The following is an 18,629-nucleotide window of genomic DNA, read 5'->3' as shown; positions in this document are numbered from 1 at the left end:
AATTAAACCAAACTACCTTTCACTTTATTCATTGTGCTACCAAGCAAAATTAGATGACTTTAATTGATAAAGCTTTTTGCACCGCAGGACGTGCCGTTAAACGGACAATGTATTCTTGCACATATGGATAGTCCTCTAATTGAATCCCCTGCCATTCATAGCGCAAGATCCAAGGTAAAATTGCCATATCAGCAATTGAGTATTCCCCCGCAACAAATTTTTGCCCTATAAGTTGTTTGTTTAATACGCCATATAAACGCTTAGTCTCATTTACGTAGCGATCTATAGCATAAGGAATTTTCTCTGGTGCAAAGCGGTTAAAATGATGATTCTGCCCAAGCATAGGCCCTAGTCCACCCATTTGCCACATGAGCCATTGTTCAACTTCAACTCGCTCTTGCTCATCTGTTGGATAGAATAAACCAGTTTTTCGACCTAAATATTGCAAGATCGCGCCAGATTCAAATACTGAAATTGGCTCGCCACGTGGACCGTCCTGATCAACAATTGCAGGAATTTTATTGTTTGGAGAAATTTTCAGGAAATCAGGTTGAAATTGATCATTTTCTAAAATATTAATTGGATAAAGGGTGTAATCCAGTCCCATTTCTTCTAAGGCAATTGTGATTTTATGTCCATTGGGTGTTCCCCAATAATATAGATCAATCATTCTATTTTCCTATTCATCGTTATCATGACTGCGTCTTGCGTTATATCATGTTTTGGCTAATACAATGATATCTCCAACACCAAAAAACACATAAAATTTGAGAATAACTTTGGTTTAAAAAGTTATTAAATCGCACTTTAAAGGAACTAAACCACAAAATGACAGGCAAAAAAAAGCACTGCTTTTGCAGTGCTTTTTTTGAGTATTACTTTTTCTTTTTCGGTCCAAGCAACATACCCATTTGTCGACCTTCCATTTTCGGAGCTTGCTCTACAATACCAAACTCAGCTACGTCTGCTTCAATCTTTTGCAATTGAGCTAAACCAAGTTGTTGGTGAGCCATTTCACGACCACGGAAACGTAAGGTGATTTTGACTTTGTTACCTTCTTCAAGGAACTTCAAAATAGCACGAAGCTTAACTTGATAATCACCTACATCAGTTGCTGGGCGTAGTTTGATTTCCTTCACTTGCACTTGATGCTGTTTTTTCTTGGCATCTTTTTGCTTCTGTTTCAGGTCAAACAAGTGCTTGTTGTAATCCATGATTTTACAAACAGGCGGCTCAGCGTTTGCGACAATCTCAACAAGGTCAAGATCTGCATCCTCAGCAGCACGCAGTGCTTCATTTAATGAAACAATTCCTTTTTGCTCACCATCAGCAGCGACGAGGCGTACTTCTTTTGCACGGATCTCATCGTTAATTGCTGGACGGTTACTCTTTGCACCTTGTTGTTGGTTACGGTCAGGCTGTTTAATCTTTCTTACTCCACAATATACCGGCCACGTTCGGCGACGGCAGATTTCACTAAGTCAATGAAAGCATCCACTGACATAGTACCTAAATTTTTTCCTGAGCGAGTACGTACATTCACTGTACCTTCTTCAACTTCTCGATCACCAAGAACTAACAGGTAAGGAATGCGCTCTAGAGTACGCTCACGAATCTTAAATCCGATTTTTTCATTTCTCAAGTCAGAAATAGCGCGAAGGCCATTTTCCTTGAGTTTTGCCACAACTTGCTCACTTGCTTCCGCTTGAGCGTCGGTAATGTTCATGACACATGCTTGTACAGGTGACAACCAAGGTGGCATAAAACCAGCGTAGTGTTCAATTAGTATACCAATAAAACGCTCAAAACTACCAAGAATTGCACGGTGCAACATTACAGGCTGATCACGTTCGTTTTCTTCAGTTACATAAGAAGCGTCTAAACGAACTGGCAAGTTGAAGTCACACTGAATGGTACCACATTGCCATACACGACCAAGACAGTCTTTTAAAGAGAACTCAATCTTTGGACCATAGAATGCGCCTTCACCCGGCTGCAATTCCCATTTAAGACCAGCTTCATCTAAAGCATCTGCTAAAGATTTTTCAGCTAAATCCCAAAGTGCATCATCACCTACACGCTTTTCTGGGCGAGTAGACAACTTCATTTGAACTTCTTCAAAGCCAAAGTCTTTATAAACATCTAAAGTGAGTTTAATAAAGTCTGCAACTTCTTTACCGATCTGCTCTTTAGTACAGAAGATATGTGCATCATCTTGTGTAAAGCCACGAACACGCATAATACCGTGTAAAGAACCAGATGGTTCATTACGGTGACAAGAACCAAACTCAGCTAAACGAATTGGTAAATCACGGTAAGATTTTAATCCTTGGTTGAACACTTGAACGTGACAAGGACAGTTCATTGGTTTTACAGCATAGTTACGACTTTCTGAATGAGTCGTAAACATGTTTTCTGCATAGTTTGCCGCATGACCAGATTTCTCCCAAAGCGTAAAATCTACGATTTGCGGAGTTTTAATTTCTTGGTAACCATTGTCTTGCTGAACTTTACGCATGTACTGCTCTAGTACTTGATAAATAGTCCAACCATTTGCATGCCAGAACACCATACCCGGTGCTTCTTCTTGCATATGGAACAAGTCTAATGCTTTACCAATTTTACGGTGATCACGCTTTTCAGCTTCTTCAATACGCTTGATATAAGCTGCTAACTGTTTTTTATCAGCCCAAGCAGTACCGTAAATACGTTGAAGCTGTTCATTCTTCGCATCACCACGCCAGTAAGCACCAGAGATTTTAGTGAGCTTGAATGATTTTAAGAATTTTGTATTCGGTACGTGAGGACCACGACACATATCTAAATAATCTTGATGGTAGTACAAGCCCATTTGTGTTTCTTCAGGCATGTCTGCAATCAAGCGTAATTTGTATTCTTCACCACGAGCAGTAAATTCAGCAATAACTTCATCACGTGGAGTCATTTTTTTAACAACATCGTAATCTTGATCGATGAGCTTTTTCATACGCTCTTCGATTGCTGCCATATCATCTAATGTAAAAGGACGTGGCATCCAGATGTCGTAATAGAAACCTTCTTCGATGACCGGACCAATCACCATCTTTGCTTCAGGGAAAAGTTGCTTTACTGCATGCCCTACAAGGTGTGCACAAGAGTGGCGAATGATCTCAAGACCTTCTTCATCTTTTGGAGTGATAATTTGTAAGGTCGAGTCTTCGGTAATTAAGTCACATGCATCAACTAAGCGATCATTTACTCGTCCAGCAACAGTATTTTTTGCTAAACCAGGCCCAATACTTTGAGCGACTTCCATAACAGATACAGGGTGATCAAAACTCTTTTGATCGCCATTTGGCAATGTGATAATTGGCATAGAAAAATCCTTAAGGAGTGATGCCCTATACGAAGGAGCATTTCACCGCGAGATTATGATCGAGGCAAGCCTCAAAATATAAAAACGGTGTAAATCAAAATTAAAAACCTGAAAGATTTTACACTTGTTCAAGCCAAGTGAAAACCTTTGTGCTCATAAAATCATAAATACATTTTGCTTATACCGTAAACAGCAATAAATGACTTTAATAAGCGCTCTACCTAAATTTTAAGAAATACATAAATAGGATAATTATTCATCAGAACTGTTTTAAGATGTGGGAAATAGCATTTGTGCTCATTTCCTGACTGAGGGGTATTTCTGTTTAAGACTAAAGCATTAATGCTTTGATTAATATTAAGTCATATTTTCAAAGAATGAATTAAAAAATAGAACATGGAGTTATTTCACATGGTTAGTGCATACGATGAATTACCACGCACACCCGCAAACTTTGTTGCGTTATCCCCTCTGCGCTATTTAGAACGTGCAGCTTATATCTATCCAGACCAAGCTTCTATTATTCATGGCAACCGTCAAATTTCATGGAAAGAAACTTACCAGCGCTGCCGACAGTTTGCTTCTCAACTTCAACAATTGGGCATAACTAAAAACGATACCGTTTCAGTTTTATTGCCAAATGTACCAGCAATGATCGAAGCACATTTTGCTGTACCTATGGCTGGTGCTGTTCTTAATACACTAAATACTCGTTTAGATGCTAAAACTATCGCCTTCATGCTGGAGCACGCTGAGACTAAAGTACTTTTAGTTGATCCTGAGTTTGTTAATTTAGCCAGAGAAGCTCTATCGTTCATTCCCAACCAACATATTATTGTGATTGATGTCGCTGATGAAGAATATGAGGGTGAAAACCAATTTCTTGGTTCGTTTGAATATGAAGAATGGATAGCTCAAGGTGATACTGATTTCGAATGGCATTTACCACAAGATGAATGGGATGCAATTAGCTTAAATTACACTTCCGGCACAACAGGCAACCCTAAGGGCGTGGTTTATCATCACCGAGGTGCTTATTTAAATGCGGCTAGTAATATTTTAGCCTGTGGCATGAAACCTCGAGCTGTTTATTTATGGACACTTCCTCTGTTCCATTGTAACGGTTGGTGCTTTGCATGGAGTATTGCAGCCAGTGGTGGCACCAATATTTGCCTACGCAAGGTCGATCCTGAACTGGTGATGCAGCTTATTGCAAAACATAAGGTTGATTACTTCTGTGGTGCGCCAATTGTTCTATCCATGATTATTAACTTACCAAAAGAAAAACAGCCAAGCATAGAACATCATGTTGAAGTTATGGTGGCAGGTGCTGCTCCACCTGTCGCTGTGATTGAAGGTATGCGAAATATTGGAATTAATGTCAACCATGTTTACGGTTTAACTGAAACCTATGGACCATCTGCACTTTGCGCATCTCAAGCAGGATGGAGCGACCTGTCAATTACTGAACAAGCACAACTGCATTCTCGTCAGGGCGTGCCTTATCCTTTACAAGACAGTATGCGCGTACTAGACCCTGAAACGATGCAGCCTGTTCCAAATGATGGCGAAACCATGGGAGAAATTATGTTCCGTGGCAACATTGTCATGAAGGGATATTTAAAAAATCCTAAGGCAACTGAAGAAGCTTTCGCTGGTGGTTGGTTCCACACAGGAGATTTAGCTGTTTGCCACCCAGATGGCTATGCAAAAATCACTGACCGCTCCAAAGATATTATTATTTCAGGTGGAGAAAATATCTCATCTTTAGAGGTGGAAGACGTTTTATATAAACATCCAGCAGTTTTAACGGCGGCTGTTGTGGCAAAACCTGATGAACGTTGGCAAGAAGTACCATGTGCATTTATTGAATTAAAAACGGGTGCTACAGTGACTCCTGAAGAAATTATTGCACATTGTCAAAAAGAACTGGCGCGCTTTAAAGTTCCCAAAGATGTAGTGATTACTGAAATACCAAAAACCGCAACAGGCAAATTGCAAAAATTCATTTTGCGTGAATGGGCAAAAGAACGCGTTTAAACAATATCGGAAATAAAAAAGCGACGTATCTAACGTCGCTTTTTTTTAGTTAAAACGGTATTAACCTTGATCTGACAATAAAGCGACTTGCTGCACGTAGTTAATAAACTTACCTTTAGATGCTTCAAGATCTGCTTCCGCAACTTGCTGAGTTTTATCACGGTTAATTCTTAACACATGCTGACGCAAAGTATGACGTTCAGATGCATTATAGATTTTACTAAACTCATTAATTGCAGGGTCGCCCTGCTCGATCATACGATCTACCCAACGCATCAATTGAGCTTGTTTTTTCGCGCCTTGTTGAGGAGTCAAATAAGATAAAATGACGGTCTCATCTTCATTACGCAAGAGTTTACCAACACGCTGAAACTGGCGACGACGCGCTTCAAACGAGCTAATATTCTGGACTTCTAAAAGAGCATCAATTAAACGCTCATCAACCGGAAGTTTTTGAATCTGTTTGATAGAAAGTTGTGCTAACTGCTCACCTAAAGCAGCCATACGTTGAACTGCTTTTTTCTGTTCGGTTTTACTTGCACGTCCTTCTAAAGAATCAAAATCTTCTTCAGTATAACGCTGGGGACGACGTGCCACGATTAATCTGCCTCATAAAATTTTGCAGCGAATAACGCCTGTACTTCATTTAATGCCTGTTCTTCGTCAGCGCCATCAATGACCAAACGTAAAGTGGTCCCTTTTCCTGCACCCAACATCAGTAACGACATAATATTCTTTGCATCTACTAAATGATCGCCCTTACCAATCTGAATTGATGAACGAAACTTCGTAGTGACCTCTATCAGTTTTCCTGATGCACGTGCATGTAAACCGAGTTTATTAATTACATCAACAGTTGTGTCTATCATGACCAGTGCTTCATTTCTCTGTGTAAGACCTGAACAGACCATTCTGCCTCAAGTGCTTGTTTTAGTCTATCTACCATATAAACTGAACGATGCTGGCCGCCTGTGCAACCTATTGAAACCGTCATATAGTGACGATGCCCTTCAGCAAATGCCGGCAACCATTTTTTTAAGAAGTGATGTATGTCCTCAAACATTTCATTTGCTTGTGGACTTGCTTCTAAAAACTGCTTAACTGGCTCGTCTAAACCAGAAAAGCGGCGTAATTCTAAATCCCAATGCGGATTTGGTAAATGCCGTACGTCAAAAACATAGTCGGCATCTAAAGGAATGCCATGTTTATAACCAAATGACTGCAATATAACAATCAGATTATCTGACTGCCCTAATTTCGACAGCAAAATATGTTTTAAATCATGAACACTTTTATCTGTAGTATCAATATGAACGGTAGCGCGGAACTGAATTGGAATCAGTAACTGCTTTTCTTCATGAATACATTGTAAAAGGCTTTTGAAACGGTTCGCCAACGGATGTGGACGACGCGAGGCACTAAATCGTGCAATCAAATCCTGATCTTGTGTCGTCAGATAAATCACATCAACCGTACCATGTTTTTGTAATTGCTCAAAAACATGGTCGAACTCTTGCATATCAGCCCGTGTACTTCGGACATCTACACCTAAAGCCAGTTGTTCAAGATTATTTTCATGATCTAGCTTTGCCACAATTTCAGGCAGCAATGCCAAAGGTAAATTATCAATACAGTAATAGCCCAAATCTTCTAATACCTGAAGAGCTGAAGATTTTCCTGAACCAGACTGTCCTGTCACGATAAGTATACGCTTCATGGCATGGCTGTCCTTTTATGTATTATTGAGGTGTAAAGGCAACTTGTAAATTATCAATTAAACGTGTTCCGCCCAACTTGGCCGCGACAAATAACACAATATCGCGATCAAACTGAGAAACAGCTAACAAGTTCAGCTGACGAGCTTCCACATAATCCACAACAAAACCATTGTCTGTCAACAGCGTTTTTAAATCCGCCAAGACTTGTTGTAAATCTTTACCTTGGTGTAATTGCTCTTCAGCTTGCTTTAGACCTTGATAGATGACTGGTGCAGTTTGACGTTGTTCAGGAGTCAAATAACCATTTCTTGAACTAAGCGCTAAACCATCTGCCGCACGAACAATTGGCACGCCAATCACTTCTAATGGAATATTTAAGTCTTGTACAAACTGGCGAATCACTGCTAACTGTTGGTAATCTTTTTGACCAAAGAAAGCATAATTCGGTTGCACAATATTAAAGAGTTTTGTAACAACCAGTGCTACGCCATCAAAGTGTCCCGGACGTGAACTACCACACAAGTCATCCGTAATTTGGCTAACACTAATGTTAGTTAAACGAGGCTGTGTACCGTACATTTGCTCAACTGAAGGCGCAAAAATAATATCACAACCAACATCAGCAAGTAGACGACTGTCCTGCTCTAAAGTACGTGGATAGTTATCAAAATCTTCACCTGGACCAAATTGGGTCGGGTTCACGAAGATACTTACAACCACAACATCACATAACTTTTTCGCTTCACGAACAAGTGTTAGATGTCCTTCATGTAGATTTCCCATAGTTGGGACAAAACCAATGATTTTACGTGCAGCTCTAGCAGGATTTAAAGAAGCAGCTAAGCCTTGTATAGTGGTTTCTGTTTTCATGAATTACAGCTCAACTTGGAAAGTATGTTCTTTGGCTGGGAACGACTGGTCCTGTACAGCAGCGTGAAAAGCTTTAAAAGCATCTAAAATTGCTGTTTCACCAGATTGTTCTTTCATAAAGTTACGCACAAAACGTGCAACCTTGCCAAACGTCAAACCTAACATGTCTTGTACTACAAGTACCTGACCATCAGTCGCATTACCCGCCCCAATACCAATTACAGGAGTATTCGGGAATAACTCTGCAATTTCTTGGCCCAACTGTGCTGGAACGCATTCAAGCAATAGTACCGCCGCTCCAGCTTCAACCACAGCCGTACAGTCAGCAATCAGTTGATCAGCAGCTTCACGGGTTCTAGCTTGTAGTTTGTAGCCACCAAATACATGTACAGACTGAGGTGTTAAACCTAAATGTACGCATACAGGTACACCATTACGTGTTAACACTTGTACGGTTTCACTTAGCCATGCACCACCTTCGATTTTGATCATCTGGGCACCAGCTTGCATAACTGTTTTCGCATTCTGCAAAGCATCGTTTAAAGTGGCATAACTCATAAATGGTAGATCAGTCATAATCAATGCATGCTGATTACCACGGCGCACCGCCGCTGTATGATAAGCCATGTCTTCAACAGTTACAGGTAAAGTTGAGTCACGACCTTGAATTGCCATTCCAAGAGAATCACCAATTAAGATAGTATCAATTTCAGCAAGTTCCATTGCTTTTGCCATACTTGCATCGTAACAAGTTAGACAAGAGAACTTACGTCCTTCGGCTTTAAATTTTCTTAAGTCACTTAGACTAATCATGATGGTATCCTCTACAGGAGTTTGCAGAACGTATAAGTCAGGCTTAAGCCCAAGACTCATCAGCAAGTACAGTCAGCGTCGGCTGCTGTAAGAGTTCTAAATTTTTAAGTGGCTGATCATCGATATGTAAATCAGCGTCTAAATCTAATAAAGGAATCACAACAAAATCTCGTTGCAAGATTCCTACATGCGGCACAGTTAAGCGCTCATTTTGTATTTTTTCATTGCCATAAATCAGTAGATCAAGATCTAAAGTTCGCTCTCCCCAATGACGGAGTCTCACTCGCCCAGCTTCCTGTTCAAAACGCTGTAAATGGTCGAGTAAATCAAGCGGAAGTAACTCAGTTTTTAGCTGAGCTACTGCATTTAGATAATTCGGTTGATCTTGAGGACCCATCGGTGGGCTTTGGTACAGTTTGGATACCTTCACTTCACCAATAGATTTAAGCTTGGCTATCGCTTCAGACAAAATTTGGCGTGAGTCACCTAGGTTACTTCCTAAGCCAATATATGTGGTTACTGTCATTGCGTAGGTCCAAAAATAACTTGGCTCAAATCACGTTGTACCCGCTTACGCTTTAAGATTGGGTGATCGCTCGTCATATTGGTTTGTGATGCGGAAGATTTTTCCATAAAACGGTCAACAGACTGCTCTTGTCGTGCACGTTCTTTCTTGCCACGACGGCTTCGAGGCTCTGGAACATCCACCAAAGGCTCAATTTCTGCATCAACTCTATTGTTCTCAACAGGTTCAGCAGCAACCTTACGACGACTTTTCGCTTTTTGACGATTATATTGGCTAATCGCAGCTTCTTTTTCGTCATTTGACATTTCTTGGTAAGCATCCCACCAGCTTCCCATTCCTTGTGTTGTGTCATCACCTGACTTTTCACGAAGTAATAAGAAGTCAAAGCCTGCACGGAAACGCGCATGGCTTGCCAATGCTTCAATTTGCTGTGGCTTTGGGTTAAGCAATCGAGTTTGCATTTCCCAAACTTCACGAATAAAAGTTTCGGCAAAACGAGGAATGACTGTACGTGTGGCTTGACGTTTTAAAACATCTAAACCAGCTTGGGCACGAGCTTCAGCTGGAACTACACCTTTCGTTAAATAAAAGTCACAACGTTCTAAAAATGGCTGCCACAATAAAACTGCATAAAAAAATGCAGGGTTAATGGTTTTACCAATTTGAATACGTTGATCTGTATTTTTTGCAGCACGTTGAATAAATGGCGTCAAATCTGGGCGAATATCAGCAAAAAGCTGTTTCCACACGCCAAATTCAATCAGCATTGGTAATACACGTGCCAAATGACCCATTGTGAAAAGCTTCTGAGACTCATCGTATAAACGGTGCGGAGAAACATCACGAAGCAACTGCGTCATCTCAACATCAAAAATATCGAGAATCGCTGGATCAATTTTAAAGTTTAACTTCGCTGCAAAACGTAACGTCCGTAGCATACGCACCGGATCTTCTTCAAAACGTTGTACAGGGTCGCCCAATAAACGCAAAGTCTTATTTTTGACATCATCAATTGCTTTACAAAAATCGAGCACAATACCTTTACGTGGTTGGTAGTAAAGCGTATTGATAGAAAAATCGCGTCGAGCAAAGTCCTGTTCGATGGTTCCCCAGTTATTGTCACGCAAAATCATGCCTGAAGCATTGGTGACTGCTTTTTTAGGAGGGGCACGGAAAGTAGCAACTTCGATTAGCTCACGCCCTGAATAGACATGTGCCAATTCAAATCGACGGCCAATAATTCGGCATCGACGACCAAAAACTTCTTTAATTTGAGAAGGTGTTGCATTGGTGACTGCATCGAAATCTTTAGGATTGAGTCCTAGCATTAAATCACGGACACCACCCCCAACAATATAAGCTTCATAGCCTGCTTTGTTCAGACTATCGATCACATCTAAAATCGAAGAAGGAAGTTGGGCTGTGGACAAACCACATTTTGACGCTCGCAAGGTTTGCAAAAGACGCTGTCTCCTACGTCAGGACGTAAATAACAAGTTGTCGCTAATCATAGCTCTAACACACACAAAGGGCAATTTGATTCTCTTTAGATTGCGCAGGAAATGATAATTGACGAACACAACTTTTATAAGGCTAAACGTGATTTATTTTTTTCAAAAATAGCTGGTCCGATTCCTTTGACGTTTTTAATTTCGTCAATATTTTTAAAACTTCCGTTCTTCTGTCTATATTCTACAATCGCTTGCGCCTTTTTCTCACCTACGCCTTTTAACTGCTGAAACTCATTTACAGTGGCCTGATTCAAGTGAATTTGCCCTGTGGAGACATTAAAACGCTTAGTATAAGAATTTTTAGAAGCATTAGAATGAGAAGGCTTAGAGACGTTTAACTTTTGGTCATACATCTGCTGTTTAGCCTTCCATTCTTGAAAGTTCTGGTCAAAAGATTGAGCAAAAACCGAAGGTGAAATTACCCCTAAGCACAACATCATTAAAATAAAACACTTATTTTTCCAAAGTCTCATGCTGTATCGCATGTCATTTTTCCCCTGATTGTAATTGTCGTTTTGCTTGATTCCACAATTCATCCATCTCAGACAAAGTCATGTCTTCTAATGTTCTTTGCTGTTTTATGGCTTGCTCTTCAATAAAAGCAAAACGACTTCTAAATTTATGTATGGTCGATAAAAGTGAAGTTTCACTTGAAATATTAAGCTTACGTCCTACATTGACCAATGAAAACAGACAATCTCCAAATTCATCTTGAATTTCATCAATATTTTGATTTTTTAGCGCTTCTTTAAACTCATCTAGTTCTTCTTCTAATTTGGTATAAGCATCTTCTACTGTTTCAAAATCGAACCCGACTTTTGCGACATTTTTTTGAATTTCCTGTGCTTGAGACAGTGCTGGCCCATGTTTAATTTCATCTAATCTTGATTGTGGCTTGCCTTGCTTTTCTTGTTGTTTAATTTGTTTCCATAACTCACTGACTTGTTCGGGTGTTAAGTTATTAAATTGATCAGCTTGAAAAACATGTGGATGACGTCGTACCAATTTTTCACTAATTGCCTCAACTACATCTTGAAAATTGAACGCCCCTTGTTCGCTAAACATTTGCGATTGAAATACAACTTGTAGTAACAAATCACCCAACTCATTTCGAATTTCATCAATATCGCCCTGACGGATAGCAGCTTCGACTTCATATGCTTCTTCAATTGCATATTTAGTCAGTGACATTGGGGTTTGCTGTTGATCCCACGGACATTTCTCACGTAGCTCTTGCATAATTTTAAGCAATTTATCCATGGTAACCCTCAAGTTCAAAAAGTCGGTCAGTAAATTTAAAATCTTAATTTGCTATGATCAAAATTAAAGCGGCAAATCATTCGTCCTATTGTACCGATAAAGAGAAAAAAAGATGAAACATAGCATTCTGATTAGTGGCGCAGCTCAAGGTATTGGAGCAGAAATTGCACGGGTATTTTACAACCAAGGATATAAAGTAGGCATTTATGATATTAACGAATCACTTGCTCAAAGCTTAGCAACAGAGTTAGGACCTAATGCATGCGCTGGCTATTTAGATGTTAGTGATTACAGCCAGTGGCAACTTATATTAAAAGAATTTACCGACTGGGCTGGCGAGCTTAATATTTTGGTGAATAACGCAGGAATTTTATATTCTGGAGCCTTTGAAAATATCGATATCAAGTCACATCAAAGAACAATCAATATTAATGTAAACGGTGTCATCAATGGCTGCCATGCTGCTCTTCCTTATTTAAAGCAAGCTTCTTTTGCACGCGTCATTAATCTCTCTTCAGCTTCTGCAATTTACGGACAAGCTGACCTTATTTCTTATTCGGCCAGTAAATTTGCAGTTAGAGGAATTACCGAAGGTTTAGATGTGGAATGGAAAAAATATGGTATTCGTGTTTTAGATGTGATGCCGTTATTTGTACAAACTGCGATGGTCAATAATATGGATGCTGGCAGTATTCAAAACATGGGAGTCGATTTAACACCCAACGATATTGCTCAAAAGGTGCTTTCACTTGTCGAGAAAAAAGCTCGTTTCTGGACACCTACGCACACTCCAGTTGGTATAAAAACCAAATTGCTTTATCAACTTTCAACAATAAGCCCACAGTTTTTAAATCGGTTAACTAATATTTATTTATCGAGAAAGTAGCTGATAAAAAGGCCGTCAATTGACGGCCTTTTTACTTAGTTTATTTAAACACCTTGAATCATGCGTCGTGCGCTAATAATTCCAGGTTGTTGCTCTAAACGAGCCAACAAACGTGAAAGCTGAGCCAAACCTTTCACCTCAATGAGCAACTTCATATTGGCAATACCATCAGCCTCAGAAATTGTATTTACCTGACGGATATTAATTTGGTCAGAGAAAATCACTTGAGTTAAGTCTTTGAGCAAACCACGACGATCATAAGCTTCAACTACAATTTGAACACTTTGACCACGAGTTGGCTGCATTTCCCAATCAGCTTCAACAGCACGTTCTGGCTCTTGCTTGATCATGCGCTGATAATCAGAACACAAGACTTTGTGAATACTTACGCCACGATTCAACGTGATATATCCCGCAATTGATTCACCATGGACTGGTTGGCAACACTGTGCAATATGTAGCTCTACATTGTCTAAACCATCAATCAAAATACCATGTGCAGACAAAGTATGGCTGGCACGTGGGTTTAATGTTGGCTTAAGTACCAGTTCAGGCTCATCCTGATCAAGATGCATTTGACGATTAATTTGGTTAATCAAGGCATGCAGGCTTATATCGCCGCTAACCAGATTAACCAAAATATCATCGCCTGTTTTCACATTAAAATGTGATGAATAGTCGTTAAGATCGATACTCTTCGGGTGAATCGCCAATCGAGATAATTCTTTGTTCAGTAACTCACGACCAACTTCAAGGTTCTTGCTACGATCTTGCTGCCTGAACCAGTGACGTAGCTTGTCACGTGCACGAGATGTCTTGATATAACCTAAAGAATTCACCAACCAGTCACGGTTTGGTTCACGGTCTTTCTTGGTTAAAATCTCAACCTGCTCACCTGTTTTTAGCGTATAGGTTAATGGCACGTAGCGCTGGTTAACACGCGCTGCATAACATTTATTTCCTACCTCTGTATGCACATGATAAGCGAAGTCTAAAACAGTTGAACCACGTGGTAATTCTTTAATATCACCATCACGGCTAAAGACATAAATCTTTTCAAAACCTTCAAAGTCTTGAAGTTGATCAAAGCCTTCTGTCTCATCTTCGTTTTGATGTACTGTGGTTTCATTACGTTCTTGGTAATGTTCTAAAACAGCACGAAGCGAATGTAAACGATGGTTAAAAGAATGGTCGGTATTCTTTGAACCTTCTTTATAGTTAAAGTGCGAACATACACCTAATTCTGCTTCATCATGCATCTCATGAGTACGGATTTGTACTTCTAAAGATTTATTTTCAGCAATTACAGCAGTATGTAATGAGCGATAACCATTGGCTTTTGGGTTGGTAATATAGTCATCAAACTGGTGTGGAATATGACGCCAAATTTGATGAACAATACCTAATGAGTGATAACACTCTGGTACGCTATTCACCAATACACGTAAAGCACGAATATCATAAAGCTGATCGAAACTCAGGTTTTTACTTTTCATTTTTCGATAAATCGAATAAATGTGTTTTGCTCGACCTGTAATTTCAGCTTCAATACCGTAAGACGCCAACTCATTTTTTAAGCGGTCGATCACAAACTGAATATAATGTTCACGCTCTAAACGCTTTTCATTGAGTAAAGAAGCAATCTCTTTATAACGGTCTGGTGCCAAATAGCGGAAAGCTAAATCTTCTAGTTCCCACTTAAGCTGTGCAATACCCAAACGGTGCGCTAATGGCGAATAAATAGTTAGAATTTCACGCGCGACACGCTCTTGACGCTCACGTGACGAGTTTGCGAGCTCTCGTAAAGAATAAGTACGCTCAGCTAACTTAATTAAAACAACACGAACATCTTCGGTCACAGAAATCAGCATTTTATAAATGCCGCTTAAATGTTCCCGCTGGTTATTATTAAAATGGTCTTCTAATCGTTTATTTTTTTCAATGAGCTCTGAAAGCTTACCCATTGCCAAAGTGCCTTTGACAAGGTTATAGACTTGCTCACCAAATTTGCGCCTCACTTCTTCTATATCAGTAATGTCCTCACGAACACTACGATAAAGCATTGCAGCAGATAAAGTGTCTTCATCTACATGCAAATGCGCAAGAATATCAGCCATTCCAACACCAGTAGCAAATGTATTGGAACGATGATTAACCGTTGAATCTAACTCTTTTTGCAGGGTTAAATGCGCAACCTCTTCGAGTTGTTTAAGCTCTGCCCCATCTAATATTTCACGAACCCGATCCAACCATGAGGCTAAACCGACTTGTGTTTCGGCGGCATGCTCTACAGTCGTTTCCTCTGACAACTCAGTTAGTTGTTCAGGTAACTGTTCACGTACTGTGACCATACCATTCTCCTGGATATGTAACTCATGTTTTTAATCGTTTATCTCTTGAATTTTTTCAAATAAAGCAATTGATTCAACATGTTCTGTATGCGTAAACATGTCCATAACCGCTGCTTTTTTTAACTGGTACCCATGTTGAGCCAAAACACCTGCATCCCTTGCTAGTGTTGCTGGATTACATGATACATAAACGATTCTTTTTGCTCCAAAGTTTGGTACATACTGCATAATTTCATATGCACCAGCACGAGGAGGATCAATCAATAATGCATCAAATCCTTGATTTGCCCAAGAATGATGCGAAAAATCTTTTGTTAAATCTTGTGAAAAGAAACTCGCTTGCACCAGATTGTTACACTTGGCATTATCCGTTGCTCGTTGCACCATTTCTTCACTTGCTTCCACACCCACAACTTGTCCATTTGCACCAACATATCGTGCAAGTGGAAGCGAAAAATTACCTAATCCACAAAACAGATCCAGTACCCTTTCACCTTGCTGCAATTGAAGCAATTCACATGCCAATTGCACCATTTGTTCATTTACTGTGCCATTGACCTGCGTAAAATCCAATGGCGAAAAAGCAAAATTTACCTCAAATGCATTTAAAGCATAATGTAACCGCATAGCACCTTGCTCTTCATCAATACGACGAAGACTTTCAGGACCTTTAGGTTGCAAATACAATTGCCAGCCTTTGTGTAACGCAAATTGTCTTAATTGGTTGACATCAGAACTGTTTAATTTTTCTACATGACGAACCAATAAAGAAGTTTCCTCATCACCTTTTGCTAATTCTACATGACCAATATGCGCTTTGCCTTTTAGACTTTGGAGTAAAGTACGCAATTCTGGCAGACTATCTGATAACTTTTTGTCCAAAACACTACATGTATGGATAGAAGTTAAACGATTACTATGATGCTCACGGAAACCTAGAATCAAACGATCCGGTTTTGGCAAATAACGCACACCTATACGCGCTCGACGACGATAATCACTTTGTAAAGATCGAATTGGCTCTAACCACTGTTCAGGTTGAATACCCGCAAAGTGTTGTAAATGTGACTGGAGTACATTTTGCTTTAAGCGAATTTGCTCATCTGGATGGATGTGCTGCATGCTACAGCCACCACAAATACCATAATGAGGACAAACTGCCTCTACGCGATGTGGCGAAGGTTCTGCTAAAAGCTCAATCATTTCAGCTTCTTCAAGGCGTTTAGCCTCATGCGTAATTTGAGCCTTTACGGTTTCTCCAGGCAACGCATAACGGATAAATACCTTTTTACCATGCTTATCTGCCGGATGATCCGAATGAGAACCATAGTGCGCAATTCCTCGCCCCTCATGAGAAAGAGTTTCAACCTGAAAAATATATTCAGGTTGCTGAGCTTTGCGAGATTTGGCTTGCTGTTTCAAAGAATGAACCTAAAAATCTAAAGGATTAAAATAGTAGGATGTAAAGTCGGTATGTTTCGACGTACGTTGCCACACTTCAAGAAAATCGGCCTGCTGAGGCATAGTCTGTAAATATTCAATACTCGAACTAATCCAGTGGTTATGTTCATCTACATTGATTTGACCTTTAAGTAACAACCAACGCAAATAAATAAACCATGTATTGAGTACATCACCTTCACAATAACTGGTTAACTTTAACCATTGCTGAGCACGTACATATTCAGGAACATGATACCCCGACTCACCACGTTTACCTGGTAAACCTAAAATACAGGCAACCTCATCAAGTTTCTGGAAATTACGGCCATTAAACATTGCCATCACATCCATTAAATCAATATGACGGTGGTGATAACGGTTTTGGTAATTATTAAAACGCTTCTGGCTATCAAGCTCACCTTGATCGAACAAGCCCGGTGCAGAAAGGCCATGATACATGGCACGGAACAAAATAACTGGTAAATCAAATTGTGAGCCATTCCAACTCACCAAAGTAGGATGGCGCTTGTCAAAAATAGAGAGAAATTTCTGTAAAATTTCAGCTTCTGAATAGTGCTCTCGACTAAAAGAAAACAGTCTAAAGCCCAATTCATCAATCCATAAACCAGAGATACAAACGATTTCATGCAATGGCAAACGCTGAAAATCCATACCTGATTCTTGGCGGCGGATTTTTGTGAGTGCCTGTTCAACATCTGCCTCTGGCAAATCAAGATGATATAAATGCGCTCCCGCTTTTAAATCAGTTAAAGTTTCAATGTCAAAAACTAAAGTTGGGAAACGCATTCTTTCTCTCAATTATGAGTTATCGTCCTGTACTGAGAACAGACCTGTAGACAAGTAGCGATCGCCACGGTCACAGATAATGCACACAATAACAGCTTCCGGATTTTCTTCTGCAATCTTGATGGATGCCCAAACTGCACCACCTGAAGATGTACCAGCACTAATACCTTCCATACGCGCTAATTTACGCATGGTTTTTTCAGCCTCAATTTGAGGAATATCAATAATGCGGTCTACACGACTGCTATCAAAAATTGTTGGTAAATATTCTTTTGGCCAGCGGCGAATACCCGCAATACTTGAACCGTCAGCTGGTTGTAAACCCACAATCTGAATGTCTGGATTTTGTTCTTTTAAATACTTAGAAACACCCATAATGGTACCGGTTGTACCCATTGAGCTTACAAAATGAGTAATTTTACCGCCAGTTTGCTTCCAGATTTCAGGACCTGTCGTCAGGTAATGAGCTTCAACATTATCAGGATTACCAAATTGGTTTAGAACATGACCCTTGCCATCTTTTTCCATTTGCAAAGCTAAATCACGTGCGCCTTCCATACCTTGCTGTGGAGTCACTTCAATCAGTTCTGCGCCATAAGCTAACATCGCATCTTTGCGTTCTTGGCTCATGTTATTTGGCATGATAAGTTTCATTTTATAGCCGCGCATTGCCGCAACCATAGCCAACGCAATACCTGTATTGCCGCTAGTTGCTTCAATTAACGTATCGCCCGGTTTAATTTGACCACGCTTTTCTGCCTGCATAATCATGTTATATGCAGGGCGATCTTTTACAGAACCTGCCGGATTATTACCTTCCAATTTTGCTAAAACCGTTGCCTGCGTATGACAAGCCAAGCGCTGCAAACGGACTAAAGGTGTTTTACCTACATAGTGATCTAACAAAAATTCGTCGGCTAAAAAATCAGGTTGTGTATTACTCATGATCAACACCTAAATCGGGGTGGCACTATTGTATGAAAAAATGATCGGTACTGCACCCATTTCACTATGCTTTTTAATGAAAGTGATTAAAGCCCAGTCAGTTA

The 18,629-nt window shown here is 39.9% G+C and carries 18 protein-coding genes; 2 read left to right on the top strand and 16 right to left on the bottom strand.

All coding sequences use genetic code 11. The features are described 5' to 3' along the window. Positions 1 to 49: 49 nt before the first annotated feature. From ACIF8R_RS10130 to thrS, 3 genes are all read right to left on the bottom strand, one after another. Positions 50 to 670 carry a glutathione S-transferase N-terminal domain-containing protein gene (locus ACIF8R_RS10130; RefSeq protein WP_000566575.1) on the bottom strand — a complete coding sequence of 207 codons (621 nt, stop codon included), beginning with the start codon at positions 668 to 670 and terminating at the stop codon, positions 50 to 52. A gap of 205 nt (positions 671 to 875) precedes the next feature. Continuing rightward, positions 876 to 1,427: a translation initiation factor IF-3 gene (infC, locus tag ACIF8R_RS10125; protein ID WP_079377112.1), complete on the bottom strand. Its 552-nt coding sequence runs from the start codon at positions 1,425 to 1,427 to the stop codon at positions 876 to 878. A 5-nt stretch (positions 1,428 to 1,432) separates the two neighbouring features. Continuing rightward, entirely contained in the window at positions 1,433 to 3,355 is a 1,923-nt protein-coding gene (thrS, locus tag ACIF8R_RS10120; protein ID WP_019456642.1) for a threonine--tRNA ligase, read from the bottom strand. Between the two features lie 411 nt (positions 3,356 to 3,766). Here thrS and ACIF8R_RS10115 point away from each other — a divergent pair, with 411 nt between their 5' ends. After that, positions 3,767 to 5,395, top strand: a complete 1,629-nt coding sequence (locus tag ACIF8R_RS10115; RefSeq protein ID WP_212285033.1) for an acyl-CoA synthetase — start codon at positions 3,767 to 3,769, stop codon at positions 5,393 to 5,395. 60 nt (positions 5,396 to 5,455) lie between these two features. Here ACIF8R_RS10115 and yjgA read toward each other — a convergent pair whose 3' ends face one another. The 9 genes from yjgA to mazG all read right to left on the bottom strand — a co-directional run bounded on the left by yjgA (position 5,456) and on the right by mazG (position 12,093). Next, a complete protein-coding gene (yjgA, locus tag ACIF8R_RS10110; protein WP_004883153.1) occupies positions 5,456 to 5,992 on the bottom strand; it encodes a ribosome biogenesis factor YjgA in 537 nt (178 codons plus the stop codon). Positions 5,993 to 5,994: 2 nt separating this feature from the next. Then, on the bottom strand, positions 5,995 to 6,264 hold the full coding sequence (locus ACIF8R_RS10105; RefSeq protein ID WP_019458135.1) for an HPr family phosphocarrier protein: 270 nt from the start codon (positions 6,262 to 6,264) through the stop codon (positions 5,995 to 5,997). Next, positions 6,261 to 7,112: an RNase adapter RapZ gene (rapZ, locus tag ACIF8R_RS10100; RefSeq protein WP_042076255.1), complete on the bottom strand. Its 852-nt coding sequence runs from the start codon at positions 7,110 to 7,112 to the stop codon at positions 6,261 to 6,263. The genes ACIF8R_RS10105 and rapZ overlap by 4 nt, the downstream gene beginning before the upstream one ends. Positions 7,113 to 7,134: 22 nt before the next feature. Continuing rightward, positions 7,135 to 7,983 (bottom strand): pantoate--beta-alanine ligase, encoded by an 849-nt coding sequence (gene panC / locus ACIF8R_RS10095; protein WP_396480532.1) that lies wholly within the window; start codon positions 7,981 to 7,983, stop codon positions 7,135 to 7,137. Between the two features lie 3 nt (positions 7,984 to 7,986). After that, the gene (panB, locus tag ACIF8R_RS10090; protein ID WP_032047472.1) at positions 7,987 to 8,796 is read right to left on the bottom strand and encodes a 3-methyl-2-oxobutanoate hydroxymethyltransferase; all 810 of its coding nucleotides are present in this window, start codon (positions 8,794 to 8,796) and stop codon (positions 7,987 to 7,989) included. Positions 8,797 to 8,839: 43 nt separating this feature from the next. Further along, on the bottom strand, positions 8,840 to 9,322 hold the full coding sequence (folK, locus tag ACIF8R_RS10085) for a 2-amino-4-hydroxy-6-hydroxymethyldihydropteridine diphosphokinase (RefSeq protein WP_031982042.1): 483 nt from the start codon (positions 9,320 to 9,322) through the stop codon (positions 8,840 to 8,842). Continuing rightward, positions 9,319 to 10,782 (bottom strand): polynucleotide adenylyltransferase PcnB, encoded by a 1,464-nt coding sequence (pcnB, locus tag ACIF8R_RS10080; RefSeq protein ID WP_233930186.1) that lies wholly within the window; start codon positions 10,780 to 10,782, stop codon positions 9,319 to 9,321. The genes folK and pcnB overlap by 4 nt, the downstream gene beginning before the upstream one ends. A gap of 125 nt (positions 10,783 to 10,907) precedes the next feature. Then, entirely contained in the window at positions 10,908 to 11,318 is a 411-nt protein-coding gene (locus tag ACIF8R_RS10075; RefSeq protein WP_396480530.1) for a ComEA family DNA-binding protein, read from the bottom strand. A 1-nt stretch (position 11,319) separates the two neighbouring features. Beyond that, entirely contained in the window at positions 11,320 to 12,093 is a 774-nt protein-coding gene (gene mazG, locus ACIF8R_RS10070; protein WP_396480528.1) for a nucleoside triphosphate pyrophosphohydrolase, read from the bottom strand. A gap of 112 nt (positions 12,094 to 12,205) precedes the next feature. On the opposite strand from mazG, the gene ACIF8R_RS10065 reads away from it, so the two are divergent. Further along, entirely contained in the window at positions 12,206 to 12,979 is a 774-nt protein-coding gene (locus tag ACIF8R_RS10065; protein ID WP_396480526.1) for an SDR family oxidoreductase, read from the top strand. A 44-nt stretch (positions 12,980 to 13,023) separates the two neighbouring features. Here ACIF8R_RS10065 and ACIF8R_RS10060 read toward each other — a convergent pair whose 3' ends face one another. From ACIF8R_RS10060 to cysM, 4 genes are read right to left on the bottom strand one after another with little or no spacing between them, the layout of a single operon-like run. Then, positions 13,024 to 15,330 (bottom strand): bifunctional (p)ppGpp synthetase/guanosine-3',5'-bis(diphosphate) 3'-pyrophosphohydrolase, encoded by a 2,307-nt coding sequence (locus tag ACIF8R_RS10060; RefSeq protein WP_004698623.1) that lies wholly within the window; start codon positions 15,328 to 15,330, stop codon positions 13,024 to 13,026. A 30-nt stretch (positions 15,331 to 15,360) separates the two neighbouring features. Further along, positions 15,361 to 16,752, bottom strand: coding sequence for a 23S rRNA (uracil(1939)-C(5))-methyltransferase RlmD (gene rlmD / locus ACIF8R_RS10055; protein ID WP_396480524.1), 1,392 nt, complete (start codon positions 16,750 to 16,752; stop codon positions 15,361 to 15,363). Positions 16,753 to 16,761: 9 nt separating this feature from the next. Next, positions 16,762 to 17,580 carry a 3'-5' exonuclease gene (locus ACIF8R_RS10050; protein ID WP_396480522.1) on the bottom strand — a complete coding sequence of 273 codons (819 nt, stop codon included), beginning with the start codon at positions 17,578 to 17,580 and terminating at the stop codon, positions 16,762 to 16,764. A gap of 12 nt (positions 17,581 to 17,592) precedes the next feature. Next, a complete protein-coding gene (gene cysM / locus ACIF8R_RS10045; RefSeq protein WP_002054567.1) occupies positions 17,593 to 18,525 on the bottom strand; it encodes a cysteine synthase CysM in 933 nt (310 codons plus the stop codon). Between the last annotated feature and the right edge of the window lie 104 nt (positions 18,526 to 18,629).

The sequence above is a fragment of the Acinetobacter sp. ABJ_C4_1 genome, from assembly GCF_044538495.1.
GTDB lineage: Bacteria > Pseudomonadota > Gammaproteobacteria > Pseudomonadales > Moraxellaceae > Acinetobacter > Acinetobacter nosocomialis_A.
Note: the sequence above shows the minus strand (reverse complement) of the source record. Positions and strands in the feature narration are given on the sequence as shown.

What these genes read in the sequence shown, in the direction of transcription:
- ACIF8R_RS10130 (WP_000566575.1), bottom strand. Translation starts at nt 670, where the DNA reads ATGATTGATCTATATTATTGGGGAACACCCAATGGACATAAAATCACA.
- thrS (WP_019456642.1), bottom strand. Translation starts at nt 3,355, where the DNA reads ATGCCAATTATCACATTGCCAAATGGCGATCAAAAGAGTTTTGATCAC.
- ACIF8R_RS10115 (WP_212285033.1), top strand. Translation starts at nt 3,767, where the DNA reads ATGGTTAGTGCATACGATGAATTACCACGCACACCCGCAAACTTTGTT.
- ACIF8R_RS10105 (WP_019458135.1), bottom strand. Translation starts at nt 6,264, where the DNA reads ATGATAGACACAACTGTTGATGTAATTAATAAACTCGGTTTACATGCA.
- rapZ (WP_042076255.1), bottom strand. Translation starts at nt 7,112, where the DNA reads ATGAAGCGTATACTTATCGTGACAGGACAGTCTGGTTCAGGAAAATCT.
- panC (WP_396480532.1), bottom strand. Translation starts at nt 7,983, where the DNA reads ATGAAAACAGAAACCACTATACAAGGCTTAGCTGCTTCTTTAAATCCT.
- panB (WP_032047472.1), bottom strand. Translation starts at nt 8,796, where the DNA reads ATGATTAGTCTAAGTGACTTAAGAAAATTTAAAGCCGAAGGACGTAAG.
- folK (WP_031982042.1), bottom strand. Translation starts at nt 9,322, where the DNA reads ATGACAGTAACCACATATATTGGCTTAGGAAGTAACCTAGGTGACTCA.
- ACIF8R_RS10075 (WP_396480530.1), bottom strand. Translation starts at nt 11,318, where the DNA reads ATGCGATACAGCATGAGACTTTGGAAAAATAAGTGTTTTATTTTAATG.
- mazG (WP_396480528.1), bottom strand. Translation starts at nt 12,093, where the DNA reads ATGGATAAATTGCTTAAAATTATGCAAGAGCTACGTGAGAAATGTCCG.
- ACIF8R_RS10065 (WP_396480526.1), top strand. Translation starts at nt 12,206, where the DNA reads ATGAAACATAGCATTCTGATTAGTGGCGCAGCTCAAGGTATTGGAGCA.
- ACIF8R_RS10060 (WP_004698623.1), bottom strand. Translation starts at nt 15,330, where the DNA reads ATGGTCACAGTACGTGAACAGTTACCTGAACAACTAACTGAGTTGTCA.
- ACIF8R_RS10050 (WP_396480522.1), bottom strand. Translation starts at nt 17,580, where the DNA reads ATGCGTTTCCCAACTTTAGTTTTTGACATTGAAACTTTAACTGATTTA.
- cysM (WP_002054567.1), bottom strand. Translation starts at nt 18,525, where the DNA reads ATGAGTAATACACAACCTGATTTTTTAGCCGACGAATTTTTGTTAGAT.